The sequence below is a fragment of the Novosphingobium piscinae genome (genome assembly GCF_014230355.1).
GTDB classification, from domain to species: domain Bacteria; phylum Pseudomonadota; class Alphaproteobacteria; order Sphingomonadales; family Sphingomonadaceae; genus Novosphingobium; species Novosphingobium piscinae.
On the sequence record NZ_JACLAX010000004.1, the window covers coordinates 97,640 to 121,109 of the forward strand.

24 protein-coding genes and 1 tRNA gene are annotated in these 23,470 nt (G+C 69.9%); 11 read left to right on the forward strand and 14 right to left on the reverse strand.

Annotated features, from left to right (window positions below; all coding sequences use genetic code 11):
* Positions 1–21: 21 nt before the first annotated feature.
* Positions 22–639, reverse strand: coding sequence for a DUF938 domain-containing protein (locus H7F53_RS05710; protein ID WP_185678515.1), 618 nt, complete (start codon positions 637–639; stop codon positions 22–24).
* A 101-nt stretch (positions 640–740) separates the two neighbouring features.
* Between H7F53_RS05710 and H7F53_RS05715 the strand changes: the two genes are divergently transcribed.
* The 5 genes from H7F53_RS05715 to H7F53_RS05735 all read left to right on the forward strand — a co-directional run bounded on the left by H7F53_RS05715 (position 741) and on the right by H7F53_RS05735 (position 6,436).
* A tRNA-Val gene (locus tag H7F53_RS05715) sits at positions 741–816 on the forward strand.
* A gap of 107 nt (positions 817–923) precedes the next feature.
* Entirely contained in the window at positions 924–2,603 is a 1,680-nt protein-coding gene (ettA, locus tag H7F53_RS05720) for an energy-dependent translational throttle protein EttA (protein ID WP_185678516.1), read from the forward strand.
* A gap of 156 nt (positions 2,604–2,759) precedes the next feature.
* Entirely contained in the window at positions 2,760–3,782 is a 1,023-nt protein-coding gene (locus tag H7F53_RS05725) for an RcnB family protein (RefSeq protein WP_185678517.1), read from the forward strand.
* Positions 3,783–3,878: 96 nt separating this feature from the next.
* Complete coding sequence (locus H7F53_RS05730; protein ID WP_185678518.1) at positions 3,879–4,580, forward strand: 2OG-Fe(II) oxygenase; 702 nt, start codon at positions 3,879–3,881, stop codon at positions 4,578–4,580.
* The gene (locus H7F53_RS05735) at positions 4,571–6,436 is read left to right on the forward strand and encodes a DUF885 domain-containing protein (RefSeq protein ID WP_185678519.1); all 1,866 of its coding nucleotides are present in this window, start codon (positions 4,571–4,573) and stop codon (positions 6,434–6,436) included. The genes H7F53_RS05730 and H7F53_RS05735 overlap by 10 nt, the downstream gene beginning before the upstream one ends.
* 470 nt (positions 6,437–6,906) lie before the next feature.
* Here H7F53_RS05735 and H7F53_RS05740 read toward each other — a convergent pair whose 3' ends face one another.
* Complete coding sequence (locus H7F53_RS05740) at positions 6,907–7,824, reverse strand: SGNH/GDSL hydrolase family protein (RefSeq protein WP_185678520.1); 918 nt, start codon at positions 7,822–7,824, stop codon at positions 6,907–6,909.
* The gene (locus H7F53_RS05745) at positions 7,821–9,437 is read right to left on the reverse strand and encodes a lysine--tRNA ligase (RefSeq protein WP_185678521.1); all 1,617 of its coding nucleotides are present in this window, start codon (positions 9,435–9,437) and stop codon (positions 7,821–7,823) included. The genes H7F53_RS05740 and H7F53_RS05745 overlap by 4 nt, the downstream gene beginning before the upstream one ends.
* Positions 9,438–9,925: 488 nt before the next feature.
* Here H7F53_RS05745 and H7F53_RS05750 point away from each other — a divergent pair, with 488 nt between their 5' ends.
* Positions 9,926–10,441, forward strand: coding sequence for a DUF4402 domain-containing protein (locus H7F53_RS05750; protein WP_185678522.1), 516 nt, complete (start codon positions 9,926–9,928; stop codon positions 10,439–10,441).
* 20 nt (positions 10,442–10,461) lie between these two features.
* On the opposite strand, the gene H7F53_RS05755 is transcribed toward H7F53_RS05750, so the two are convergent.
* Positions 10,462–11,025, reverse strand: coding sequence for a phosphoribosyltransferase (locus tag H7F53_RS05755; RefSeq protein WP_185678523.1), 564 nt, complete (start codon positions 11,023–11,025; stop codon positions 10,462–10,464).
* 213 nt (positions 11,026–11,238) lie between these two features.
* Between H7F53_RS05755 and H7F53_RS05760 the strand changes: the two genes are divergently transcribed.
* A complete protein-coding gene (locus H7F53_RS05760; RefSeq protein WP_185678524.1) occupies positions 11,239–13,980 on the forward strand; it encodes an ATP-dependent DNA helicase in 2,742 nt (913 codons plus the stop codon).
* 31 nt (positions 13,981–14,011) lie between these two features.
* On the forward strand, positions 14,012–14,566 hold the full coding sequence (locus H7F53_RS05765) for a SixA phosphatase family protein (protein WP_185678525.1): 555 nt from the start codon (positions 14,012–14,014) through the stop codon (positions 14,564–14,566).
* Between the two features lie 84 nt (positions 14,567–14,650).
* On the opposite strand, the gene H7F53_RS05770 is transcribed toward H7F53_RS05765, so the two are convergent.
* The 5 genes from H7F53_RS05770 to rpmF form a co-directional block, all read right to left on the reverse strand.
* The gene (locus H7F53_RS05770) at positions 14,651–15,082 is read right to left on the reverse strand and encodes a MerR family transcriptional regulator (protein ID WP_185678526.1); all 432 of its coding nucleotides are present in this window, start codon (positions 15,080–15,082) and stop codon (positions 14,651–14,653) included.
* Between the two features lie 23 nt (positions 15,083–15,105).
* Positions 15,106–15,402 carry an integration host factor subunit alpha gene (locus H7F53_RS05775; protein ID WP_185678527.1) on the reverse strand — a complete coding sequence of 99 codons (297 nt, stop codon included), beginning with the start codon at positions 15,400–15,402 and terminating at the stop codon, positions 15,106–15,108.
* A gap of 138 nt (positions 15,403–15,540) precedes the next feature.
* Positions 15,541–16,512: a beta-ketoacyl-ACP synthase III gene (locus tag H7F53_RS05780; protein ID WP_185678657.1), complete on the reverse strand. Its 972-nt coding sequence runs from the start codon at positions 16,510–16,512 to the stop codon at positions 15,541–15,543.
* Complete coding sequence (plsX, locus tag H7F53_RS05785) at positions 16,512–17,585, reverse strand: phosphate acyltransferase PlsX (protein WP_185678528.1); 1,074 nt, start codon at positions 17,583–17,585, stop codon at positions 16,512–16,514. Before plsX ends, H7F53_RS05780 begins: the two co-directional genes overlap by 1 nt.
* Positions 17,586–17,611: 26 nt before the next feature.
* Entirely contained in the window at positions 17,612–17,791 is a 180-nt protein-coding gene (rpmF, locus tag H7F53_RS05790; protein WP_185678529.1) for a 50S ribosomal protein L32, read from the reverse strand.
* Between the two features lie 147 nt (positions 17,792–17,938).
* On the opposite strand from rpmF, the gene H7F53_RS05795 reads away from it, so the two are divergent.
* Positions 17,939–18,328 carry an MAPEG family protein gene (locus H7F53_RS05795; RefSeq protein WP_185678530.1) on the forward strand — a complete coding sequence of 130 codons (390 nt, stop codon included), beginning with the start codon at positions 17,939–17,941 and terminating at the stop codon, positions 18,326–18,328.
* 16 nt (positions 18,329–18,344) lie between these two features.
* Here H7F53_RS05795 and H7F53_RS05800 read toward each other — a convergent pair whose 3' ends face one another.
* The 3 genes from H7F53_RS05800 to H7F53_RS05810 form a co-directional block, all read right to left on the reverse strand.
* Positions 18,345–18,908 carry a GrpB family protein gene (locus H7F53_RS05800; protein WP_185678531.1) on the reverse strand — a complete coding sequence of 188 codons (564 nt, stop codon included), beginning with the start codon at positions 18,906–18,908 and terminating at the stop codon, positions 18,345–18,347.
* Positions 18,909–18,927: 19 nt separating this feature from the next.
* Entirely contained in the window at positions 18,928–19,587 is a 660-nt protein-coding gene (locus H7F53_RS05805) for an MBL fold metallo-hydrolase (RefSeq protein ID WP_281384739.1), read from the reverse strand.
* A gap of 199 nt (positions 19,588–19,786) precedes the next feature.
* A complete protein-coding gene (locus H7F53_RS05810; protein WP_185678532.1) occupies positions 19,787–20,443 on the reverse strand; it encodes a S24 family peptidase in 657 nt (218 codons plus the stop codon).
* Between the two features lie 105 nt (positions 20,444–20,548).
* Here H7F53_RS05810 and H7F53_RS05815 point away from each other — a divergent pair, with 105 nt between their 5' ends.
* Both H7F53_RS05815 and H7F53_RS05820 read left to right on the forward strand, forming a co-directional pair.
* Positions 20,549–20,737 carry a hypothetical protein gene (locus H7F53_RS05815; protein ID WP_185678533.1) on the forward strand — a complete coding sequence of 63 codons (189 nt, stop codon included), beginning with the start codon at positions 20,549–20,551 and terminating at the stop codon, positions 20,735–20,737.
* A complete protein-coding gene (locus H7F53_RS05820; RefSeq protein ID WP_246438580.1) occupies positions 20,727–21,098 on the forward strand; it encodes a hypothetical protein in 372 nt (123 codons plus the stop codon). Before H7F53_RS05815 ends, H7F53_RS05820 begins: the two co-directional genes overlap by 11 nt.
* Before the next feature lie 35 nt (positions 21,099–21,133).
* On the opposite strand, the gene cysS is transcribed toward H7F53_RS05820, so the two are convergent.
* A complete protein-coding gene (gene cysS, locus H7F53_RS05825) occupies positions 21,134–22,597 on the reverse strand; it encodes a cysteine--tRNA ligase (protein ID WP_185678534.1) in 1,464 nt (487 codons plus the stop codon).
* 211 nt (positions 22,598–22,808) lie between these two features.
* Positions 22,809–23,468: a nitroreductase gene (locus tag H7F53_RS05830; RefSeq protein ID WP_185678535.1), complete on the reverse strand. Its 660-nt coding sequence runs from the start codon at positions 23,466–23,468 to the stop codon at positions 22,809–22,811.
* Positions 23,469–23,470 lie beyond the last annotated feature (2 nt).

The following is a 23,470-nucleotide window of genomic DNA, read 5'->3' on the forward strand; positions in this document are numbered from 1 at the left end:
CCGGATCTGTGCTGTCTGTCGCTAGAACAACCTGCGCCGCAAGGTGACCGAGAGGTTGTTTGCCGGCATCTCGTCGATCCGGTCGAGCGCCAAGCCGGCCTGCGCGGCGGCGGCGAGCACGTCGTCCAGCATGCGAAGTCCCCAGGCGGGATCGCGCTCGCGCAGGTCGCGGTCGAATGCGGCGTTGCTGGGCGCGAGTGGCTGTCCGGTCACGATGTACGGCCCGTAGAGGTACAGCGGCGCCCCCGGCGGCAACAGGCGCTCCGCCCCGGCGAACAGGCCCAGCGTCGCGGGCCACGGGCTGATGTGCACCATGTTGATGCAGACCATCGCGTCGACGTCCACCACCGGCCAGTCGGTCGCGGCCGCATCCAGCGCGAGCGGGGGCGCGACATTGGCCAGACGCTCGGCCGCCAGCCAGGCGGCGATCGAGGCGCGCGCCTCGGCTGTGGGGTCGGACGGCTGCCAGGCCAGGTGCGGCAGGTGGCGCGCGAAATGGACGATATGCTCGCCGCTCCCGCTCGCCACCTCGAGCACGGTGCCGCGCTCCGGCAGGATCGTCTTCAGGATCGCCAGGATCGGATCGCGGTTGCGCAGGGTGGCGGGAGCGTGGCGGCGGGCGTCGTCAATGGGCGGCATGACCCTGCATAGCAGAGCCAGACCCGACGCACAGGGCCCGCGCCCGCCTTGACGCCTCGGCCGTTCGGCAATAGGCGCTGGCCACCGACCTTTCCGGGGGCGGGCGCTTAGCTCAGTTGGTAGAGCATCTCGTTTACACCGAGAGGGTCGGCGGTTCGAGCCCGTCAGCGCCCACCATGATCCGGCCGCGGATCGGCCACGGCGCCCCCGCCGCGCTTGCGGCCCGCTGGCCCGCCCTGTAGAGGCACGGCCGAGTTTCGCTTCCAATCCCCAGAGGACCCGCAATGGCCGCCCAGTACGCCTATGTCATGAAGGGCATGACCAAGACCTTCCCCGGTGCGAACAAGCCGGTGCTGAACAACATCAGCCTGCAGTTCTACCAGGGCGCCAAGATCGGCATCGTCGGCCCCAACGGCGCCGGCAAGTCCACCCTGATGAAGATCATGGGCGGGATCGACACCGATTTCACTGGCGAGGCCTGGCCGGGCGAGAACATCACCGTGGGCTACCTCCCGCAGGAGCCCGAGCTCGACAAGAGCAAGACCGTGCTCGAGAACGTCAAGGACGGCGCGCGGGCAACGGCCGATCTGGTCGACCGCTTCAACGAGATCTCGAACATCATGGCCGACCCGCCGGAGGACGTCGATTTCGACGCGCTGATGGAGGAAATGGGCGACCTGCAGGGCAAGATCGACGCGGTTGACGGCTGGACGCTCGACAACCAGCTCGAGATCGCGATGGAGGCCCTGCGCTGCCCGCCGGGCGACTGGTCGGTCGAGAACCTCTCGGGCGGCGAGAAGCGCCGCATCGCGCTGACCCGCCTGCTGATCCAGAAGCCGGACATCCTGCTGCTCGACGAGCCGACCAACCACCTCGACGCGGAAAGCGTGCTGTGGCTGGAGAACCACCTCAAGGAGTATGCCGGCGCGGTGCTGATGATCACGCACGACCGCTACTTCCTCGACAACGTGGTGGGCTGGATCCTCGAGCTCGATCGCGGGAAGTACTTCCCCTATGAAGGCAACTATTCGACCTATCTCGAGAAGAAGGCCAAGCGGCTCGAGCAGGAGGACCGCGAGGAAAGCGGCAAGCAGAAGGCCCTCCAGCGCGAGCTCGAGTGGATCCGCCAGACCCCGGCCGCGCGCCAGACCAAGTCCAAGGCGCGCATCCGCAAGTTCGAGGAGCTGCAGAACGCTCAGGACAACCGTCCGGTGGGCAAGGCGCAGATCGTCATCCAGGTGCCCGAGCGGCTGGGCGGCAAGGTGATCGAGGTGAAGAACATCTCGAAGGCCTATGGCGACAAGCTGCTGTTCGAGGACCTCTCGTTCACCCTGCCGCCGGGCGGCATCGTGGGCGTGATCGGCCCGAACGGCGCCGGCAAGTCCACTCTGTTCAAGATCATCACCGGCAAGGAGCAGCCTGACAGCGGATCGATCGAGATCGGCTCGACCGTCCACCTCGGCTATGTCGATCAGAGCCGCGATGCGCTCAATCCCAAGAACAACGTCTGGGAAGAGATCTCCGACGGGCTCGACTACATGGTGGTCAACAAGCAGGACATGTCGACCCGCGCCTATGTCGGGGCGTTCAACTTCAAGGGTCCGGACCAGCAGAAGAACGTCGGCAAACTGTCGGGCGGTGAGCGCAACCGCGTGCACATGGCCAAGATGCTCAAGGCCGGTGGCAACGTGCTTCTGCTCGACGAGCCGACCAACGACCTCGACGTCGAGACGCTCGCTGCGCTCGAGGACGCGATCGAGAACTTTGCGGGCTGCGCCGTGGTGATCAGCCATGATCGCTTCTTCCTCGATCGCCTCGCCACCCATATCCTGGCCTTCGAGGGCAACAGCCACGTCGAATGGTTCGAAGGCAACTTCGCCGCCTACGAGGAGGACAAGCGCCGCCGCCTCGGCGATGCCGCCGACCGGCCGACCGCGCTGGCCTACAAGAAGCTGACCCGCTGACCGGGCGGAGCGGCACCGGGCCGCTCCGCAGTCAGAAAAATCGCCTCGAACCTGAACGGCAGGCTATCAAGCCAGTTCAGACTGGCGACAGCGGACCGCTGATAGCCACCGTCACGGGTGTCGCAGACGGTGCGACATACGAACGGGAGAACGGCCATGGCCGCAGGTTTCGGGAGATCGTCGCACGGGCTGGCCATCCTGCTGGCCGGAGTGGCGGCGCTGGGCGCGGGCCCGGCGGCCACGGCACAGGACCGGATGGAGCGCGGTCCGGAACTGCGGGCTGAGAGCGGTCGCGGCTGGGATCGAGGTGGCGCGCCCGACCGGAGCCAGGGGAACCCGGCAGCCCCGCGTGGCATGGACGCAGAGGGCGCGCGCCAGCAGCGTGGCTGGAACGGCCCGCGGATGGGCAGCGTCGCCACCCCGCCGCCCCGCAACCCAGGCTACGTCGATCCCGGCCGCGACCCCTCCTATGGCGCAGATGCTCGCCGGGTCGACGCAGCCCGCCAGCAGGGCTGGGACGGCCAGCGCTGGAACGGCCAGAACTGGGACGGTCGGAATTGGGACGGGCGGGATCGTGACCGGCAGCGCGATGACGATCGACGCGGCAACCGGCAGGGTTGGAACGGTCAGGGTTGGAACGGTCAGGGCTGGAACGGTCAGGGCTGGAACGGTCAGGGCTGGAACGGTCAGGACCGCGACGGTCGGCGGGGCGATGGTCCGCGCTGGAACGGGCGCGACGACCAGCCCCGTTCCGACCGCAACCGCAACTGGAACGGCACGCCCAACCGCGGCTGGGACAATGATCGCGGGTGGAGCAACCGGCCGGACTGGAGCACGCGCCGCGAAGGCTGGTCGAGCCGCGGCGAGCGCGGCTGGGATCGCCAGTGGCGGCAGGATCGCCGCTACGACTGGCGCAGCTGGCGCAATGGCCACCGCGAGATCTACCGGGTCGGCCGCTACACCCCGCCATTCCGCAACTATGCCTACCGCCGCCTCGGGATCGGCATCATCATCGACAACGGCTTTTTCGGATCGCGCTACTGGATCAACGATCCGTGGATGTACCGCCTGCCGCCGGCCTTCGGACCCTACCGCTGGATCCGCTACTACGACGATGCGCTGATGGTGAACATCTACGACGGCCAAGTGGTCGACGTGATCTACGACTTCTTCTGGTAATCGCGCCGCGGGGGCCGGTCCGGCCGGGACTGGCCCCCGCCTTTTTGCGGGGCGGGCCTTGCCCCGTGCGCCGGGTCGGCTAGCGTGGTGGCCACCATGTCGTATGCCGAGAGCCGCAGCGAGGACGGACCCCAAAAGCCGGCGCCATTGGCCGACCGGGCGGCGCTGGTGCGCTGCGGCGAACGGGTGCGGGCACGGCTGGCGGCCGATCCGGCGGCCTATCGTCTGCCCACCGACCGCGCCGAGATCTTCGCCTTCGGCGAGTTCCTCGATCCGGCCGAATGCGACCGGATGATCGCCCTGGTCGATGCCACGGCCCGCCCTTCGATGGTCTACGACCTGCCCCGCCAGTCGGAGACCCGCACCAGCTACTCGGGCGATGTCGACCCGGCCGATCCCTTCGTCCGGATGATCGAGCGGCGAATCGACGACCTGCTCGGGCTGGAGTCCAGCTGGGGCGAGGCGATCCAGGGCCAACGCTACCACCCCGGGCAGGAGTTCAAGGCACACTGCGACTGGTTCTCCACTTTGGCGGAATACTGGCCGCAGGAGGCACGCCGCGGCGGGCAGCGGGGCTGGACCGCCATGGCCTACCTCAACGCCGTGGAGGAAGGCGGGGTAACCGAGTTCACCCGGCTCGGCCTGTCCATCACGCCGCAGCGGGGGGCACTGCTGGTCTGGAACAACGCCACCCCTGACGGCGCACCCAACTGGGACACGATGCATGCCGCGCATCCGGTGGTGCGGGGGGTCAAATACGTCATCACCAAATGGTATCGGACACGTCGATGGGGCTGAAGGCAAGCAAGCGGCAGTGGTGCGGCGCGGCCGCGGGGCTGGCGCTGGCCGCGACAGGATTGGCCCTGACCGGAACGGGCACGGCTGGGCGGGCCGCGCCAGCGCAAACCACCCGGCCCCCGGTCGACGCGGCAGCCGCCCGCGCCGCGGCCGAGCGTCGGCTGATGGACCTGTTCGCCGACGACGCGCGCCGGGAGGGCGCACTCGAGCCGTTCGAGCAGCTGCTGCGCGGCGAGGCGGTCGATCCCCGCCTGCTCGCCCTGATCTTCACCGATACGCTCGAGCGGCGCCAGCTCGCCTCGGTCCAGCAGAGCCTCGCCGCGCTGGCCCGGATCGACCGCGCCGCGCTCTCGCCCGAACGGCAGACCTCCTACGATGCCTTTGCGTGGAGCCGGCGCAACCAGCTCGAGTGGCTCCAGCCGGATGTGCGGGCCCGCGTGGCGGTGCGGCCGATGAACCACTTCGACGGGCTGCACACCGGCTTTCCCGCGCTGATGGCTGCCGGGGCGGTGCTGAGATACCAGACCCCCGCCGACTACCGCGCCAACCTGGCCCTGCAGGGCGCGATCGCCAAGGTGTTCGACCAGGCGATCCTGCGTTTCCGCGAGGGCATGGCGAGCGGGGTGGTCGAATCCCGCCTGACCGTGCGCAACATGCTGAGCCAGATCGACGCCCTGCTGGCCCAGCCGGTCGAGCAATCGCCCTTCACTTCGGCGGTGGCGCAGTTCCCTGCCACGGTGCCGGAGGGCGAGCGGGCGGCGCTGCGCGCAGCCTACATCGCCATGGCCCAGTCCACGGTCTATCCGGCCTACCGCCGGCTGCGCGCCTTCCTCGCCGATGAGTACCTGCCCGTGGCGCGCGAGGCGGTGGGGCTTGGGCAGATGAAGGGCGGCGCCGACCTTTATCGCCGGCTGATCCGTGCCCAGACAACGCTTCCGCTCGAGCCCGAGGCGGTCCACCAGCTGGGTCTTGCCGAGGTGGCGCGGATCCAGCAGGAGATGGCCGGAGTACAGCGCGAGCTGGGCTTCAGCGGTCCGCTGCGCAGCTTCTTCGACACGATCCGCACCGATCCGCGGTTCCATCCACGCAGCCGCGAGGAACTGGCCGAGGGCTTCGCCCGGGTCGCCCGGCAGGTCGATGCCCTGGTCCCGCAATACTTCGCCCGGGTCCCCCGTACCCGGCTCGAGATCCAGCCCTATCCGGCCTACCGCGAGAAGTACGAGGCGGGCGGCAGCTACAACCAGGGCAGTGCCGACGGCAGCCGCCCCGGCACCTTCTTCTACAACGCCTATGACCTGCCGAGCCGGTTCCTGACCGGAATCGCCACGCTCTACCTCCACGAAGGCGCGCCGGGGCACCACTTCCAGATCAGCCTGGCGCAGGAGGATACGACCCTGCCCGACTTCCAGCGCTTCGGCGGCAACAACGCCTATGTCGAGGGCTGGGCGCTCTATGCCGAGACGCTGGGCTATCCGATGGGCCTCTACAAGGACCCGATGCAACACTGGGGCACGTTGGACGACGAGATGCTGCGCGCGATGCGGCTGGTGGTCGACACCGGGCTGCATGCCAAGGGCTGGAGCCGCGAGCAGGCGATCGACTACATGCTGGCCAATTCGGGCATGGGACGCACCGACGCCACTGCCGAGGTCGAACGCTACATCGCGATCCCCGGTCAGGCGCTGGGCTACAAGATCGGCGCGCTGACCATCCTGCGGCTGCGCGACAAGGCCCGCACCGCGCTGGGCGAACGCTTCGACATCCGTGCCTTCCATGAGCAGGTGCTGGGCTCGGGCGCGCTGCCGCTGTCGGTGCTTGAGGCCAAGATTGACCGCTGGATCGCCGCGCAACGGTGACCCCCAGCGGACCAGGCGCGCCGGCTCTTCCAAAATGACGATCCTTGCAATGGCACGGAGCCGGGCCGGACGGTTTGGAGCAGCATGCCTGAGCGCAGCGCGGTAGGACAGGTCGGCTGTCCGGTGCAGCTCGGCCGCGTCGCCATGTTGGGGAGCGCGGCTGCGAGCGACTCGCGCCGGGAGCGGACGTGGATTGTTGGGGTGGACGGGGCTGTCGCTCGGAGACTGGCCAAAGCCATAGCCATCGCCCTGCCAGCGCAGGCTGGCATCGTCCACGGCGGGGCGAGAGATCCCAGCCTTCGCTGGGATGACGGGTATCCGGCGCAACCCGCCGAGCCCACTTAGGCCCTCCCCTCCATCCCGTCATGCCAGCGCAGGCTGGCATCTTCCGCGGCAAGGCCAGAGATCCCAGCCTTCGCTGGGATGACGGGTGTGGGGCGCAACCGGCCGTCCTGATCTGCCCGGACGCCCTATCCGGCCGGTTTCCGCGGTGGCTCGGGAACCTTGCGCAGCGGCACCCCGCCAGGCGGTGGCGGCAGTCCCAGCGCCGAGGCCGCGGCCTGCTGCAACCGCACGGTCACCGCGGGGTTCATTCCCAGTTCGTCCGCCGCCCGCTCGGCCGGGCCGAGGCTGCGCGGGTCGATCCCGGTGATCGCGCCGAACAGGACCAGCGCCTCGAGGTAGTAGCCCTCGGTGCTGGCGTGGTAGCTGTCCCAGGTCCACAGGTTGACCTGGCCATAGGCTACCCCGTCATAGGGGTTGGGATCGGCCAGATCCTGCTCGATCGCGCGCAGCCAGGCCTGTCCGACCGGCACCGGCGGAGCCATCGCGGGGCGCCCGGCGACGGCCAGGCGGTTGGCCGCATCCACCGTCTCGGGCAGGGCGGCGAGCGGCTTGCCCGACCACGGGCTGCCCGGCTGCCACGCCAGATCGGCGCGCGGCCAGGTGGACACGAGATAGACCCGCACCCGCGGATTGGCGCGGGCGACCAGATCGGCCAGCCCCCGCGCCGCGGCGACATGACGCGCCGGATCGCCCGGCCGGAGCGGATCGAGCACCGAATGACCCTGCAGCACGACCACGTCCCACGGCCGCTCGATCAGGGGCGCGCGCTGCTCGAGATGGAAGGCAAGATCCTGCCCGCCGGCGGTCTCGAGGCTGACCTCCCAGCCGCCGCCGGCCTGGTCGGCAAAGGTGCGGAACAGCGCCGGGACGCCGCCCACCCCCTCGCGGTTGAGATCGACCACCCGCTCGGGATGGAAGCGCCGGATCGGCGTGCCGAAACCGTAGGTGAAGCTGTTGCCGACGAACAGGATCGAGCGGGCGACCGCCTCCCCGCCCGCAGCCAGCGCGGCAATCAGCGCCAGCCCGGCCAGAACACGCCTCACCCCAGCGCCTCGGCGATCAGCTTGCGGGTATTGGTCACCCCATAGAGCGCGATGAAGCTGCCCATGCGCGGCCCCTGGCTGGAGCCGAGCAGCGTCTCGTAGAGCGCCTTGAACCAGTCGCGCAGCTGCTCGAACCCGAAGTGCGGGTCCTTGCCGATCTCATAGACCAGGTTCTGCAGCTCCTCCGCCGTCGCCCCCTCGTCCATCGCCGCCAGCTCCTCGTCCAGCGCGGCCAGCGCGGCCGCCTCGCCGGCATCGGGCTTGCGCCGCTGCAGCGTGGGCGCGATGAAGTCGCGATTATAGGCCAGCGCCTTGCCAACCAGCGCGTCCAGCGCGGGGTGTGCCGCCGGATCGGCGTCCGCGACATAGTTGCCGAGGTAGGACCAGACCTGCTGACGCGTTGCCCCGGCACCCAGCACGCCCACCAGGTTGAGCAGCAGGCCATAGGTCACCGGCAGCGCATCGCCCTCGCCTTCTGGCGCCCCATTGGCCCGCAGCAGGTGCCACACCGGGTTGCCGAGCTGCTGTTCGACCGGCTGGGCCGGGATCTTCTCGCGGAACTGCCAGTATTCGTCGACTGCGCGGGGGATGATCCCGACGTGGAGCTGCTTGGCGCTCTTGGGCTCGCGGAACAGGTAGAAGCCCAGGCTTTCCTCGCTGCCATAGGTGAGCCACTGCTCGATGGTCAGCCCGTTGCCCTTCGACTTCGAGATCTTCTCACCCTTCTCGTCGAGGAACAGCTCGTAGATCAGGCCCTCGGGCCGCTGCCCGCCGAGCACCCGGGCGATCTTGCCCGACTGGGTGACGCTGTCGGTCAGGTCCTTGCCGCACATTTCGTAATCGACGCCCAGCGCGACCCAGCGCATCGCCCAGTCGACCTTCCACTGCAGCTTGGCCCGGCCGCCGAGAATCGACTGCTCGACCTCCTCGCCGCAATCGTGGAAGCGCACGATCCCGGCCTCGGCATCGACCACGGTCACCGGCACCTGCAGCACCTGGCCGGTCTTCGCCGAGATCGGCAGGACCGGCGAATAGGTCTGGCGGCGCTCCTCGCGCAGGGTGGGCAGCATGATGTCCATGATCGCCTGGTACTGGCGCAACACGCCGCGCAGCGCCTGGTCGAAGGCGCCCGAGTTGTAGCGGTCCGAGGCCGAGACGAATTCATAGTCGAAGCCGAACCGGTCAAGGAACTCGCGCAGCATGGCGTTGTTGTGGTGCGCGAAGCTCTCATAGCGGCCGAACGGATCGGGAATGCGGCTGAGCGGATGGCCGAGGTGCGCGGCGAGCAGGCCCGGGTTGGGCACGTTGTCGGGCACCTTGCGCAGCCCGTCCATATCGTCCGAGAACGCGACCAGGCGCGTCGGGGCGCCACCGGTGAGGACTTCGTACGCGCGGCGCACCAGCGTGGTGCGCAGCACCTCCTGGAAGGTGCCGATATGCGGCAGGCCCGAAGGACCATAGCCGGTTTCGAACAGCACCGGCGCCCCCACTTTCCCTTGTGGATAGCGCTTGAGCAGCTTGCGCGCCTCCTCGAACGGCCAGGCCTTGGACACCTGGGCGGCGGCGAGCAGATCAGCGGGCAGTTCGGGCGAGGGCGATACGGCGTCGGTCATGCAGCGGCCTTTTGCGGATGGCGCGCCGGGGCGCAAGCAGGGACTGCGGTTCGTTCAGGAAAGTGAGCGTGAACCTTGCCAGGTTGACACGGTTGACAGGGTCCAAGGAGGACCATGTCAACCGCGCAGGCACCACTCGCACCGGGCCGGGCGGGCGGATGGACTGGCAGGGCGGCGGTGCAGCGCATCTGCCCGGTATAGCCCCCGTGGCGGGAGTAGGACACGGCGCGGGGAACGGGCCTGACCCGGGATCCAGCTGGTGCCAGACCCAGGGCCAAGGCGCAGGAATGTCGGGACGATGATGGGGCATGGCCCGTTGCCGTCAATCGGGAGCGGACGGGACGTCGAGACGTGACCCGGCCTAATACGCACTTTCCCGCTACGGTATCGTCCTTAGCCTGACGTTAACCCTTTTTCCTTAGGTCGGCAGCCTGCACCGCAGCCGGCCTCCGGCTCCGGGCACAGGCAACGACAACGGGATCGAAACCATGTCCACCTTTCTCCGGCTCGGCATCGCTCCGCTCGGGCTCCTGCTGCTGGCCAGCCCGGCCCTTGCCGCCACCGGCAACACTGCCACGGCCACCGGCACGGCCAATGCCACCGTGATCGCCCCTTTGCAGATCATTCATGCCCCGGGCGCGGCGATCAACTTCGGCGCCTTCACCGCGGGCACCGGCGGCACCGTCTCGGTCAGCCAGGCCGGCACCGCCTCGGTCACCGGCGATGTCGGGCTGGTCACCGGCGGCACCGTGACGGCCGATGCCTTCACGGTCCTGGGCAGCGGTTCGCGCACCTTCACCATCGCCACTTCGACGGGCAACACTGTCCGCACCAGCGGGCCGACCCCGGCGACGATGGCTCTTGCGCTCTCGGTGCCGGCCACCGGCACGCTCAGCGCGGCAGGCTCTTTCGCGCTGCGGGTCGGCGGGACGCTGACCGTCGCGGCGGGCCAGGCCGCCGGCGCCTATACCGGCAGCTATACGGTCACCGTCACCTACCAATGACCCTGCTGCGGGGGCCTGGTTCAGGCCTCCCCCAGGATCACGCCGGCCTGCGGCTTGTGGCGCCGGATCTCCTCCTCGCTCAGCCCGCACAGCTCGTGCGGGAAGACCAGCCAGTCATCGGTCTGGTGCAGATAGAAGTCCGGCTTCAGCGCCGTGCGATTACGCGCCGGCTTCCAGTAGACGGTGGCGATGCGCACCTCGGCCGGCATGTTCGCACGGCAGCGCGCCGCCAGCTCGCGCAGCACGGCCGCAACCGAGCGTCCGGAATCGAACACGTCGTCGACGATCAGCAGCCGGTCATCGGCGCCCAGCCTGTCGACCAGATAGCCCAGCGCATAGACCCGCACCGCCGCATCCTGGCGGTCGATCCCGGTATAGGAGGCCGTGCGGATCGCGATGTGATCGCAGGCCACCCCGCGATACTCCAGCAGCTCCTGGACCGCGATGCCCACCGGCGCCCCGCCCCGCCAGATCCCGACGATGTGTGTCGGCACGAAGCCGGCGGCGAGCACCTGCTGGCCGAGCCGGAAGGAATCGGCCAGCAGCTGGTCAGCGGTGAGCCAGACCTTGGGGATGTCAGTCATGTGGCACAGGCTATGCCGCGCGCGGCGCGCGGACAAGCCGCGTGGCGGGTGATGGGGCGGGTTGTCCCCTGCCCCGGCTCCGGTGCCTGCCGCTGATATCGGCTGTCCTCTCCGGTGTTCTGGTGCAAGACGGCGGAAGGTCGGACGCCACCGCCGGACGAAAACCCCGCTGGCCATGTTTACTTTTCGTTCCGCGCTCGCCATGTCCCGACCATGGCCGCGCTTGACCTCCCTGCCCTCCATGCCAGCCATGGCGGATGCTGGCTGCGCGACGCGGAGCGCACCCCCGCGATGGAGACCAGGGGGGTCGGCAAGGGCGAGGCGATCACCGCCGCCGCCGACACCCCGCTGCTGCTGCTCAACGCGCCGCTGGTGGCAAGCCGGCTGGGCTATCCCGACCTCTCCGGGCTCGACCTGCTCGAGCTGTTCGCCTTCGTCCATCCGGCGCGCTTCGTGGTGCCCACCCCCAAGGGGCTGGCCGCAGTGCTGGCGCTCGATCCGCCGCTGGGCGACGAGGACGTGCCCGCGCTGCTGCAGCAGGCCGCGGGCGCGCTGCTGTCCACCTGCGCGGGCGAGGACTGGGCCGAGCGCGAGGGCGCCTGGACCCAGCTCCAGGCGCTGCAGAAGATGCGCTGGCCCTGGGCCGGGCTGCTGCTGCAACACGTGCGCAAGCCGGCGCGGGCCGAGCGCTGGCTGTTCGCCCGCCTGCCCGAATGGGACGAGACCCCCGAACGGCCGCAGCCGCGCCAGGTGGCGCTCGAACCCGAGGCCGTGGCGGCCCGGCTCGCGGCGCTGACCGGGGCCCAGGCCGAACCGCGCCCGGCGCAGCGGGCCTATGCGATCGAGGCGGCCCACACCTTCGCGCCGCGCCCGCGCGAAGGCCTGCCGCACCTGCTGCTGGCCCAGGCCGGGACCGGCACGGGCAAGACGCTTGGCTATCTCGCCCCGGCCTCGCTGTGGGCCGAGCAGAGCGGCGGCACGGTCTGGGTCTCGACCTATACCAAGGCGCTGCAACGCCAGTTGCGCCACGAGAGCCGCCGCGCCTGGCCGGCCCGGCGCGGCGACGGCTCGCTCCCGGTGGTGGTGCGCAAGGGCCGCGAGAACTACCTGTGCCTGCTCAACCTCGAAGACGCGCTGCAGGGCGGCTTCGGCGGGCGCGCGGCGATCCTCGCGCAGCTGGTGGCGCGCTGGGCGGCCTATTCGCAGGACGGCGACATGATCGGCGGCGACCTGCCCGGCTGGCTTGGCACCCTGTTCCGCCAGCGCGCGATCACCTCGCTGACCGACCGGCGCGGCGAATGTGTCTATGCCGGCTGCCCGCACTACCGGAAATGCTTCATCGAACGCGCGGCGCGGGCCAGCGCCCAGGCCGATCTGGTCATCGCCAACCATGCGCTGGTGATGGTCAACGCCGCGCGAGGGCGCGACCACGCCCAGCGCCCGACCCGGATCGTGTTCGACGAAGGCCACCACGTGTTCGAGGCGGCCGATTCGACCTTCGCCGCCGCGCTCACCGGCAGCGAGGCGATCGAGCTGCGGCGCTGGGTGATCGGGCCCGAGCGCGGCGCCAAGGGGCGGCGGCGCGGGCTGTCGGCGCGGCTGGCCGACATCGCCAGCTATGACGAGGAGGGCGCCGCCGCGATCACCGCCGCGCGCGAGGCGGCCGAGGCCCTACCCGGCGACGGCTGGCTGCAGCGGCTCGCCGAGGGCGCGCCGTCCGGCCCGCTCGAGGAGCTGCTCGGCGGGGTCCACGCGGTGGTCTATGCCCGCGACGAGAGCGGCGGGCAGGAGGCCGGCTATGGGCTTGAAACCGAGGCGGCGCAGCTCCCCGGCCCGTTCATCGAGCTGGCCGCCGCCGCCCAGACCGCGCTGGCCGCGCTGCGCCGGCCGCTGCTGCGGCTGGGGCTGAGGCTGGAGGCCGTGCTGGCCGATCCGCCCGACTGGCTCGATGGGCCGGGCCGCGCGCGGATCGAGGGCGCCCGCCAGTCGCTGGCCTGGCGGGTCGACCTGATCGGGGCCTGGGAGGCGATGCTCGAGCGGCTCGGCGGGCCGACCGATCCGGAATTCGTCGACTGGCTCGCGGTCGACCGGGCCGAGGCGCGCGAATACGACATCGGGCTGCACCGGCGCTATCTTGATCCGATGAAGCCCTTCGCCCGCACCGTGCTGGAGCCGGCGCACGGGGTGATGCTGACCAGTGCGACGCTGCGCGACGGAGGCCAGGACGGCGGCGACTGGGCCGGGGCGATCGCCCGCTCGGGTGCGGGTTACCTCGAATCCGCACCGCGCCTGTCGGCTGCCGACAGCCCGTTCGACTATGCTGCCCAGGCCGAGGTGTTGATCGTCACCGACGTGCCACGCGGCGACCTGTCCGCCCTCGCCGCCGCCTATGGCCGGCTGATCGAGGCGTCGGGCGGCGGGGCGCTGGGGTTGTTCACCGCGATCAAGCGACTGCGCGCAGTCTACGGCCGCATCGCCGACCGGCTGGCCCGCGGCGGGCTGCCGCTGTTTGCCCAGCACGTCGACCCGATCGATACCGGCACCCTCGTCGACATCTTCCGCGACGATCCCCGCGCCAGCCTGCTCGGCACCGATGCGCTGCGCGACGGGGTCGACGTGCCGGGCCATTCGCTGAGGCTGGTGGTGATGGAGCAGGTACCCTGGCCCAAGCCCTCGATCCTCCACCGCGCACGCCGCGCAGCCGGTGGCGGGGCCGCCCATGACGACCGGATCATCCGGGCCCGCCTGGCCCAGGCCTTCGGCCGGCTGATCCGCAGCAAGGACGATCACGGCCACTTCGTCGTGCTCTCGGCGGCCTTCCCCAGCCGGCTGCTGGGGGCCTTCCCGGTCGGCACCCCGGTCCACCGGGTGACGCTGGCCGAGGCTTTACAACGGGTGGCCGGGCGTGTTCCTGCGGGACAGGCCGAATCCCCGGCCCTCCCCGACGGGGCCTGACCCGACCAGACCACGGACCTGCGAGCGCGCAATGAAACTTCTCGGCCTGTTCCGCCATGCCAAGTCCGACTGGCACGATGCCCGCGCGCGCGATTTCGACCGGCCGCTCAACGCCCGCGGGCGCAAGGGCGCCGCGGTGATGGGCCGCCATATCGCCGGACACGGGGTACGCTGGCAGCGCGTCCTCTCGTCACCCGCGGTTCGCGCGGCCGAGACGATCGAACTGGCAGCGCAGGCCGCCGGGCAGAGCGTGCCGGTCGAATGGGACCGCCGGCTCTACCTCGCCAGCTCGCACAACCTCGCCGACGTGCTGCGCGAGCTGCCGGACGCCAATGCCAGCGCGCTGCTGGTCGGGCACAACCCCGGGCTGGAGGATCTGATCTTCGACCTGGTCCCCGACGACGGAACTTGCCCGCTGCGCGCCCTGGTGGAGGAGAAGTTCCCCACCGCGACCTATGCCGTGCTCGAGCTGGCGATCGACCGCTGGGCCGATCTGGACGATGGCTGCGGCAAGCTGGTCCACCTGATCCGCCCGCGTGATCTCGATCCGGCGCTGGGCCCGTCGCACGACGACGACGGCTTCTGACCGGCGTGGCCGCGCGGAGGCTGCGGCGCCGGCGGCAGCAGCTCTGCCGCTGCAACAGCGCCCTTATCCAGCGCTGAAGACGGCCTACGCCTCCAGCGCAGCGGCCAGCCGGGCACGCAACCTGGCAAGCTCGGCGCGCAGGTCGCCCGGTGTGCCAGCGGGGTCCGGCAGCGCGGCGGGCAGCGCGGCAGTCGGGGCCGACGCGCCCAACGCCGAAGGGGCCTGGCCCCGCTCTCCCTCCAGCACGCCGCGCGCGCCGCGCAGGGTATAGCCCTCGCGGTGAACCAGCTGGTCGATCCGCTGGACCAGCGCGACATCCTCGGGGCGGTAGTAACGCCGGCCGCCGCTGCGCTTGAGCGGGCTGAGCAGGGGGAACTGGTCTTCCCAGTAGCGCAGGACGTGCTGGCGGATGCCAAGCGCCTGCGCGACCTCACCGATCGTGCGCAGCGCCGCCGGCGCTTTGCCGTCCCCCCAGACCGGAGGGGTGAGCGGCGGAGGCGAGGCAGCCGCGGTCACCGGCGGGTCCCTTCGCCCCGGCCTCAGGCCGCGGCGATCTGGTCCTTGAGCATCTGGCTGGCGCGGAACGTGACGACGCGGCGCGGCGTGATCGGTACCTCGATCCCGGTCTTGGGATTGCGCCCGACCCGCTCGGCCTTGTCGCGCAGGAGGAAGGTACCGAAGCCGGAGATCTTCACGTTCTCGCCCTCGGCGAGGGCGTCGCACATTTGACGCAGGATCGATTCGACCAGGTCAAGCGATTCGGACCGGGAGAAGCCAAGCCGGCGATTGATCGCCTCGGCCAGGTCGGCCCGGGTAAGCGTACTGACGGAACGCATGTCTGTTCCCACTCCCGCGTGCATGCAGAGACCCTGATTCCCGTGCAAAGTCTTACAAGCTGCGCCGACAAAGGCAATCGGTCGGGCTGGTCCGTGCCGTGGCGGGACGTTGCCGCCGAGCTGGGGCCGCCCCCGCGGCTAGATCCGGATCAGGCTGGCGCCCCAGGTGAACCCGCCGCCCATCGCCTCGAGCATGACCAGCTGACCGGGCTGGATACGCCCGTCGCGTACCGCCGTGTCGAGCGCGAGCGGGACCGATGCGGCCGAGGTGTTGGCGTGGCGATCGACCGTCACCACCACCTTTTCGGGGGGCAGGCCCAGTTTCTTCGCCGTGCCGTCCAGAATGCGCTGGTTGGCCTGGTGCGGCACGACCCAGTCGAGCTGCTCGGCGCTGACCCCGGTGTCGGCCAGGACCTCGCGCAGCACCTCGGACAGGTTGGTGACCGCGTGCTTGAACACCTCCTTGCCCTTCATCCGCAGCTTGCCGACCGTTCCGGTGGTGGAAACGCCACCGTCAACGTAGAGCAACTGGTTGTGGGCACCATCAGCATGGAGCCGCGTCGCCAGGACGCCCGGCGCATCCGCCGCATCACTCTCACGCGCTTCCAGCACGATCGCGCCGGCGCCATCGCCGAACAGGACGCAGGTGGTCCGGTCCTCCCAGTCGAGGATGCGCGAGAAGGTTTCAGCGCCGATCACCAGCGCGCGCCGCGCCATGCCCGAGCGGAGCATCGAATCCGCCACGCCGAGCGCATAGAGGAAACCCGAGCAGACCGCGGCGACATCAAAGGCCATGCCCCCGTTGGCACCGAGTGCATCCTGCACGATCGTGGCCGTGGCCGGGAAGGTCTGGTCGGGCGTGGCCGTGGCCAGCACGATCAGGTCGATCGACGGCCCTTCCACCCCGGCCGCGGCCAGCGCGGCGCGGGCCGCGGCGATGGCGAGGGTCGAGGTGGTTTCGCCCTCGGCGGCGATGTAGCGCTGCCGGATCCCGGTGCGCTCGACGATCCACTCGTCGGTGGTATCAACCCGCTCGGCCAGCTCGGCATTGGTCACCCGCCGCGCCGGCAAGGCCGAGCCCGTGCCGATCAGAACCGCGCGCTGCACCATCATTCGGCCGCCCGGCTCTTGGCGGCGGTCCGGCCAGTGGGACGCAGGTTGTCGGCACCGACCCGGGTCAGGTCGGTGGCGATACGCTGGGTCAGGTTTTCCTCCAGCAGGCGCGCCGCCACGGCCACCGCATTGGCCACGCCCAGCGCATTGGCGCTGCCGTGGCTCTTCACCACCACGCCGTTGAGGCCCAGGAAAACCGCGCCGTTGTGATTGTTGGGGTCGAGATGGTGCTTGAGCAGCTCGGTCGCCGGCCGCGAAATCAGGAAACCGATCTTCGAGCGCAGCGAACTGGCGAACGAGCGCCGCAGCAGATCGGCGACGAACCGCGCGGTCCCCTCCACCGCCTTGAGCGCGATGTTGCCCGAGAACCCGTCGGTCACGACGACGTCGACCTCGCCGCGGTTGATCTTGTCGGCCTCGATGAAGTTCTCGAACGACATCGCCAGCTCGGCCGAGGCGGCCTTGAGCTCGTTGGCGGCGACGCGCAATGCGTCGGTGCCCTTGATTTCCTCGGTGCCGATGTTGAGCAGGCGCACGCGCGGCGCCTCCAGCCCGGTGACGATGCGCGAATAGGCCGCGCCCATGATCGCGAACTGCACCAGGTTGCGGGCATCGCACTCTGTGTTCGCGCCGAGATCGAGCATCACCAGATCGTTGGCGCCCAGCGTGGGCAGCAGGGCGGCCAGCGCCGGCCGGTCAATGCCCGGCAGGGTCCGCAGCGCCAGCTTGCTGATCGCCATCAGCGCCCCGGTGTTTCCGGCGCTGACCGCGGCGCCGGCGGCGCCCTGCTTCACGGCATCGACCGCCATGCCCATCGAGGTGGTCTTTGCCCGGCGCAGCGCCTGGCTGGGCTTGTCCTCGCCGCTGATCACGTCCGGCGCGTGCAGCACCTCGGAAGCGGCGCGCAGGTTTGGGTGGTTTTCCAGAGCCGCAACGATCCGCGCCTCGTCGCCCACCAGCAGGAACTGGAAGCGTTCGTGACGGCGACGCGCCAGCGCGGCGCCCTCGATCATCACGCGCACGCCCACGTCCCCGCCCATCGCATCGATCGCGATACGCGGCAGGCTCATCCCCCCAAACCTCTCGTTATCGGCGATCAGGCGCCGACGGCAATGATCTCGCGACCGTTGTAGTGACCGCAGGCCGGGCACAGATTGTGCGGCCGCTTCAGTTCACCACAGTTCGAGCATTCGTGGAAGGCTTCCGGCTTCAGCGCGTCGTGGCTGCGGCGCATGCCCCGGCGGGACGGGCTCGTTTTTCTCTTGGGGACAGCCATCTCGGCACCTGTTCCTGCAAATCTAAAGTCTGGCAATGACCACCAGGCCCACGGGCCGGCGGAGCGAAGGCGCGCCTATAGCGATTTTGGCGTGCGTTGCAAGCATCGCCGGGCTAGCGGGGGGCAAATGACCGGAGGGAACCGACGATGATCCTGCAGACCACCCTGTGCCTGGCCGCGGCTGCCGCCGTGATCAACTTCTGGCTCGGCCTGCGGATCGGCCAGTTGCGCCACGCACTCAAGGTGTCAGTGGGCGACGGCGGCCATGAGGCGATCCTGCGGCGGATGCGAGCTCAGGCCAACTTCATCGAGAACACCCCCTTGCTGCTGATCCTGTTCGGGCTGGTCGAGGCCACGGGCAAGGGCGGGATCTGGCTGGCGCCGCTCGGCGCGGCCTTCATGCTGGGGCGCGTGGTCCACGCGATCGGCATGGACGGCAAGCTCACCTGGGGGCGCGCGGTCGGCACGCTGACCGCCTATCTCGCCGCGCTGGGCCTGGCCGTGGTGGCGGTGCTGATCGCGCTGCAGGTGCTCTGAGCGCCGCCGTGCCGGGTCACCCCGCGTCCGGCACGCGCCAGCCGACGGACCTCGCCCACCGCTCGGCGGCGGCGATGATGCCATCGCAGACCGGATCCTTGATCGCGCCATAGGCCAGCGGATCGCCGCCGGTAGCCTCGATCAGCGCCAGCTTGACCGCCTGGTAGGCCGCCGCCGCGGCCGGGTCAGCTCGCAGATAGTCGCGGAACAGCAAGGCATAGCGCTGGTTCGACCGGCCGCGTTCGCGCACGTGGAGATGCGCGGCAGGGGCGGCCAGGGTGAAGTAGAGCTTGGCGCAGTCGGCCGCGTCGCACCCCGCACCCGCGGGGACGTGATCGACCCGCCCCGGCCGCGCAACGAAGCCCAGCCCGGCCAGCCGGTCCGCGGCGAGGTCGCCGAGCCGGTCGACCGTCAGCTGCAGGTCGATGACATCCTTGGCGGCCATCCCCGGGATCGCGGTCGATCCGATGTGGTGCAGCGCGGCGCCCGCCGGGATGACCGGGGCGAGCCGGTCGGCGATGGCGCGATAGCGTTCGGTCCAGTCGGCCCGGTAGGGCACGAGGCGCAGCACCTTGCCCATCGCGCCGCGCCGTCCGCGCTCAGCCGAAGCGCTGGTCGGCGACGAAGGGGTTGGTCTGCCGCTCGCGCCCGAAGGTGCTGGTCCCGCCATGACCGGGAATGAACAGCGTCTCGTCGCCCAGCGGCCAGAGCTTTTCGGTGATCGAGGCGATCAGGTCGGCATGGTTGCCCCGGGGAAAGTCCGTGCGGCCGATCGAACCGGCGAACAGGACGTCGCCGACCACGGCGAGGTTCGAGGGCGCGTGATGGAACACCACGTGGCCGGGAGTGTGGCCGGGGCAGTGGATCACGTCGAGCGTGACCTCGCCGAACTGCACGGTATCGCCGTCGTGCAGCCAGCGATCGGGGACGAAGGGATGCCCTTCGACGCCGTAGTGCGCCCCGGCGGTGTCGAGCTGGTCGATCCAGAACGCGTCGTCGGGATGGGGCCCCTCGATCGGTACGCCCAGCTCGGCGGCGAACACGCCGGCCATGCCGCAATGGTCCATGTGGCCGTGGGTCACCAGCAGCTTGACCACCGTGATCCCGGCCTTCTCGATCGCCTGCCTGAGCCGGGGCAGATCGCCGCCCGGATCGACCAGCACCCCTTCCATCGTGCGGGTGCACCACAGCAGCGAGCAGTTCTGCTCGAAGGCGGTGACGGGAACGATCGCGGCGCGCAGGGGCAGGGTGTCGGTCATGGGCTGCTGATGGGGGTTGAACGGGCGGGAATCAATGGGGGTGCGGGTGCAACGAACCGTGCAGCGACGCGAACACCCCGTCATCCCGGCGAAGGCTGGGACCTCCAACCGGATTGCGCAGCAGAAGGTCGTACCCGGTCGCCAGAGGTCCCAGCCTTCGCTGGGATGACGCCCTTCTCCGACAGCGCGGCAACGCCGCCTAAAGCCGCCCGCTCTTCCACACCACGCGGCCGATCACCTCGACCTCTCCCGGCTTGAGCACGATCGGGCGATAGGCCGGGTTCTGGCTTTCGAGCACGATCTGCCCGGGCACCCCGGTCTGCACCCGCTTGACCAGCAGCGCCTCCTCGATGCGGACCACGTGGACGCCGTCGCGCAGCGGACCGGGGGTGGTGTCGACAAGGATCTCGTCACCATCGCGCAGCAGTGGCTCCATCGAATCGCCGGCGACGCGGATCGCGCTGAGCCGCGCGGCATCGAAGCCCTGTTCGCGCAACCAGCGCGCCGAGAAGCGGAAGGTACCGATCGCGGCGTCCTCGCCGCCGAAGGCACCCGGCCCGGCCGAGGCGGCAATGTCGAGCCGAGGCACGTCGATCCAGCCACCCGGCCCGCGCACGCTACCGCGCGTCACGCCATGGGAAAAATACGCAGGACCGCCCAGTTCGGCCTCGCTGGCACCAAGGAACTCGGCCAGCCGGCGGCGATCCTCCTCCTCGAGCTTGCGCGGACTGCCCTTGCGCACGAACTGCTGAAGATAGGTGGGATTCCGGCCGATCAGGCCCGACAGCGCGGCTAGACTGACACCGCGCTGGGCAGCCAGGGCGAGCAGGCGGGCACGGGGATCGCGATCATCCATCGCCGCGTCCTACATGATGTATTTTTCCTAGACAAGTAGGATTTCGCGCGGGATGCAGGGAACCGGTCGCTCCCCTCGTGAGTCGCAGATCCGGAAACCCCACCCATGCTGATCGCCCGCATCGAACACTTTCTCCGCGAAACCGGGATGCCCTGGACCCGGTTCGGTCGCCTCGCCACCCATGACCCGCGCTTCGTCCAGGACCTGCGCAACGGCCGGACGCCCCGCCCCGGCACGGAAAGACGGGTGGAACATTTCATGAACATGTATCGACGGTCGCACCATGCCGGCTGACCTGGCCCGCCGCCCGCCGGGCTGTCGCATTCCGGGCAGTCGGGTCCGCCCCGGCCCCTGGCTTCATCTTCTGCGCGCGCTCAACGAACTGGCCGGGGGCACAGCCGAGCTGCAGCTGCACAGCGAGCACGCCTGGGCCAGCGCGACCTTCGCCGGATCGCGCCACCGCTTCACCCTGGCTTTCACCGGGCTGGCCGCGATCGCACGGGGCGAGGATCTGATCGCCGCGCTGCCCGATCACGAGTTCGCCATCCCGGGCCAGATCGTGGCCGATACCGCGATCATCGCAGCGGAGCAGCGTGCCCTCCCCACCCCCATGCTGGTGGTGACCTGCGAGCTGCTGTTGCTGGCCGAGGCGTGAGGCCGCGCGCTGCCCGGATGGCGGCTTGAACGGCGCTAGAGCCGCCAGTCCCAGCCGAGCGGATCGCCGTCCATCACCTCGACGCCCTGCGCCGCCAGTTCGTCGCGCAGGGCGTCCGAGGCGGCGAAGTCCTTGGCGGCGCGCGCCGCGGCGCGGCGCTGCAGGGCTGCGGCGATTGCCGCCTCGTCGATCGTCGTGGTGGCAGGGCGCAGGCGCAGCATGGCCCGGTCGAGTGCGAGCAGGTCAAGCCCGAGCACGGCGTCCATCGCCGCGAGCACGGCAAGCTTCTCGGCGGGATCGACCTTCTTGAGCGCGGCCACCTCCTCGAGCACGGTCAGCGCGACCGGCGTGTTGAGATCGTCGCTCACGGCGGCGGTGAAGCGCTCGACGAACGGTGCGAAGCGCGGGCTCCACCCTGCCGCCGGCGCGGTCTGACCGCGCAGCGTCGCCACGGCCATGACCAGCCGCTTGAGCCGGACCAGCGCGGCGCCGAGCCCCTCCCACGAAAACTCCAGTTCGCTGCGGTAGTGCGCCTGCAGGCACATCATGCGGTAGGCGAGCGGGTGGTAGCCCTTGTCGATCAGCAGCTGCAGGCGCAGGAACTCGCCCGAGCTCTTGCTCATCTTGCCGCTGCGCTCGACCAGGAAATTGTTGTGCATCCACAACCGGGCGCCCGAATTGGCGGGATCAGACAGGCCGCCGGTGCAGCAGTGCGCCTGGTTCTGGGCAATCTCGTTGGGGTGGTGGATCTCGCGATGGTCGATCCCGCCGGTGTGGATGTCGAACGGAAAGCCCAGCACCGCGCCCGACATGACCGAGCATTCCAGATGCCAGCCCGGCGCACCCCGGCCCCAGGGCGAATCCCATTCCATCTGCCGCGTCTCGCCCGGCGGGGTCTTGCGCCAGATCGCGAAGTCGGCGGCGTGGCGCTTGCCCTCGACCGCCTCGATCCGCCCTTCCCCCGCGTCATCGGTGGCGGCGCGGGCCAGCCGGCCATAGTCGGCCACGGTCGAGACATCGAAATAGAGCCCGCTCGGCAGCTCGTAGCAGTGCTTGTCGGCAATGCCCCGGGCGAAGTCGATCATCTGCGGAACAAAGTCGGTCGCCACGGTCCATTGCGCCGGCTGGCGGATGTTGAGCGCGCGCACGTCGGCCCAGTAGGCCTGCTTGTAGTGCTCGGCGATGTCCCAGATCGACTGCTGCCGCTGCGCCGCCATCCGCTCCATCTTGTCCTCGCCGGCGTCGGCATCGTCGGTCAGGTGGCCGACATCGGTGATGTTGATCACATGGGTCAGCCGATAGCCCCGGAAGCTCAGCGTCCGACCCAGCACGTCGGCGAAGACATAGGCCCGCATGTTGCCGATGTGCGGGTAGTTGTAGACCGTCGGCCCGCACGAATAGACCCGCGCCTCGCCCGGATGGACCGGAACGAAGGGCTCGGCCTGACGGGTCAGGCTGTTGAACAGGACAAGCGGGGGCTGGCTGGCTTGATCGGTCATGGCCGCGGGCCATGCGTCGGAATGGCAGGACGGTCAACCGGGAGGCGGCTTCGACAACAGCTCCCGGCCAGTCACCCACCCAACCCGTTCGTGTCGAGCGCAGTCGAGACACGGGGCGCGCGGCCTCTCGACTTCGCTCGAGGCGAACGGGAACAGTGACCAGTCGTCAGGTCGGAGAGGTCTGGCCCCGGGCGCAGGCCCCGGGCTGGCCTCAGAACCCCTGGAAGGTCACGTGATCGTCCAGCGCCGCGCGGGGCCGGGTGAAACCGTTGATCGGCGCGCTGGTATCGGCCTCGCCGATCGACAGGCCGGCGAACAGCAGCGTGTCCTCACCCATGCCGAGATGGGCCTTGATGGTCCGCCCATAGATCCCGAACCACTCTTGCGGACAGGAATCGAGCCCCTCGTCCTTCAGCAACAGCATGATGGTCTGCAGCCACATGCCCACGTCGGACCACTGCGGTTCGCCCATGAACTTGGGGAAGTGGCACAGCAGCAGCACCGGAGCGCCGAACGACAGCAGATTGTTGCGGGCGAACGCATCGCGCGCGGCCTTGTCGGCACGGCCGATGCCCTGCGCGCCGTACATCGCCGCGCCCAGCTCGAACAGGCGCGCCTGATGCTTCTCGGATACGGCCGGGCGATCGTAGCGGTACTCCAGGGGCTCATCCGGCTGGGCAGCCAGCAGGACCTCCTGCAGCGCCTTGAGCGGCGCCCCGGTCAGGACCACAGCTTCCCACGGCTGGTAATTGCAGCCCGAGGGCGCAAAGCGCGCGTTGTCCAGCACCCGGCGCAGCGTGGCGAGCGGGACAGGCGTGTCCTTGAAGGCGCGGATCGAACGGCGGGTCAGGACGGCTTCGGTAACGTTCATCG

Excerpts from the sequence above, each read along its gene's own strand:
- H7F53_RS05800 (WP_185678531.1), bottom strand. The coding sequence starts at position 18,908 with ATGGGCAAGGTGCTGCGCCTCGTGCCCTACCGGGCCGACTGGACCGAA.
- plsX (WP_185678528.1), bottom strand. The coding sequence starts at position 17,585 with ATGAGCCTGCCGCGTATCGCGATCGATGCGATGGGCGGGGACGTGGGC.
- H7F53_RS05805 (WP_281384739.1), bottom strand. The coding sequence starts at position 19,587 with ATGACCGACACCCTGCCCCTGCGCGCCGCGATCGTTCCCGTCACCGCC.
- cysS (WP_185678534.1), bottom strand. The coding sequence starts at position 22,597 with ATGACCGATCAAGCCAGCCAGCCCCCGCTTGTCCTGTTCAACAGCCTG.
- H7F53_RS05710 (WP_185678515.1), bottom strand. The coding sequence starts at position 639 with ATGCCGCCCATTGACGACGCCCGCCGCCACGCTCCCGCCACCCTGCGC.
- H7F53_RS05760 (WP_185678524.1), top strand. The coding sequence starts at position 11,239 with ATGGCCGCGCTTGACCTCCCTGCCCTCCATGCCAGCCATGGCGGATGC.
- H7F53_RS05725 (WP_185678517.1), top strand. The coding sequence starts at position 2,760 with ATGGCCGCAGGTTTCGGGAGATCGTCGCACGGGCTGGCCATCCTGCTG.
- H7F53_RS05780 (WP_185678657.1), bottom strand. The coding sequence starts at position 16,512 with ATGGTGCAGCGCGCGGTTCTGATCGGCACGGGCTCGGCCTTGCCGGCG.
- H7F53_RS05810 (WP_185678532.1), bottom strand. The coding sequence starts at position 20,443 with ATGGATGATCGCGATCCCCGTGCCCGCCTGCTCGCCCTGGCTGCCCAG.
- H7F53_RS05730 (WP_185678518.1), top strand. The coding sequence starts at position 3,879 with ATGTCGTATGCCGAGAGCCGCAGCGAGGACGGACCCCAAAAGCCGGCG.
- H7F53_RS05815 (WP_185678533.1), top strand. The coding sequence starts at position 20,549 with ATGCTGATCGCCCGCATCGAACACTTTCTCCGCGAAACCGGGATGCCC.
- H7F53_RS05735 (WP_185678519.1), top strand. The coding sequence starts at position 4,571 with ATGGGGCTGAAGGCAAGCAAGCGGCAGTGGTGCGGCGCGGCCGCGGGG.
- H7F53_RS05745 (WP_185678521.1), bottom strand. The coding sequence starts at position 9,437 with ATGACCGACGCCGTATCGCCCTCGCCCGAACTGCCCGCTGATCTGCTC.
- H7F53_RS05775 (WP_185678527.1), bottom strand. The coding sequence starts at position 15,402 with ATGCGTTCCGTCAGTACGCTTACCCGGGCCGACCTGGCCGAGGCGATC.
- ettA (WP_185678516.1), top strand. The coding sequence starts at position 924 with ATGGCCGCCCAGTACGCCTATGTCATGAAGGGCATGACCAAGACCTTC.
- H7F53_RS05820 (WP_246438580.1), top strand. The coding sequence starts at position 20,727 with ATGCCGGCTGACCTGGCCCGCCGCCCGCCGGGCTGTCGCATTCCGGGC.
- H7F53_RS05795 (WP_185678530.1), top strand. The coding sequence starts at position 17,939 with ATGATCCTGCAGACCACCCTGTGCCTGGCCGCGGCTGCCGCCGTGATC.
- H7F53_RS05755 (WP_185678523.1), bottom strand. The coding sequence starts at position 11,025 with ATGACTGACATCCCCAAGGTCTGGCTCACCGCTGACCAGCTGCTGGCC.
- H7F53_RS05765 (WP_185678525.1), top strand. The coding sequence starts at position 14,012 with ATGAAACTTCTCGGCCTGTTCCGCCATGCCAAGTCCGACTGGCACGAT.
- H7F53_RS05750 (WP_185678522.1), top strand. The coding sequence starts at position 9,926 with ATGTCCACCTTTCTCCGGCTCGGCATCGCTCCGCTCGGGCTCCTGCTG.
- rpmF (WP_185678529.1), bottom strand. The coding sequence starts at position 17,791 with ATGGCTGTCCCCAAGAGAAAAACGAGCCCGTCCCGCCGGGGCATGCGC.
- H7F53_RS05830 (WP_185678535.1), bottom strand. The coding sequence starts at position 23,468 with ATGAACGTTACCGAAGCCGTCCTGACCCGCCGTTCGATCCGCGCCTTC.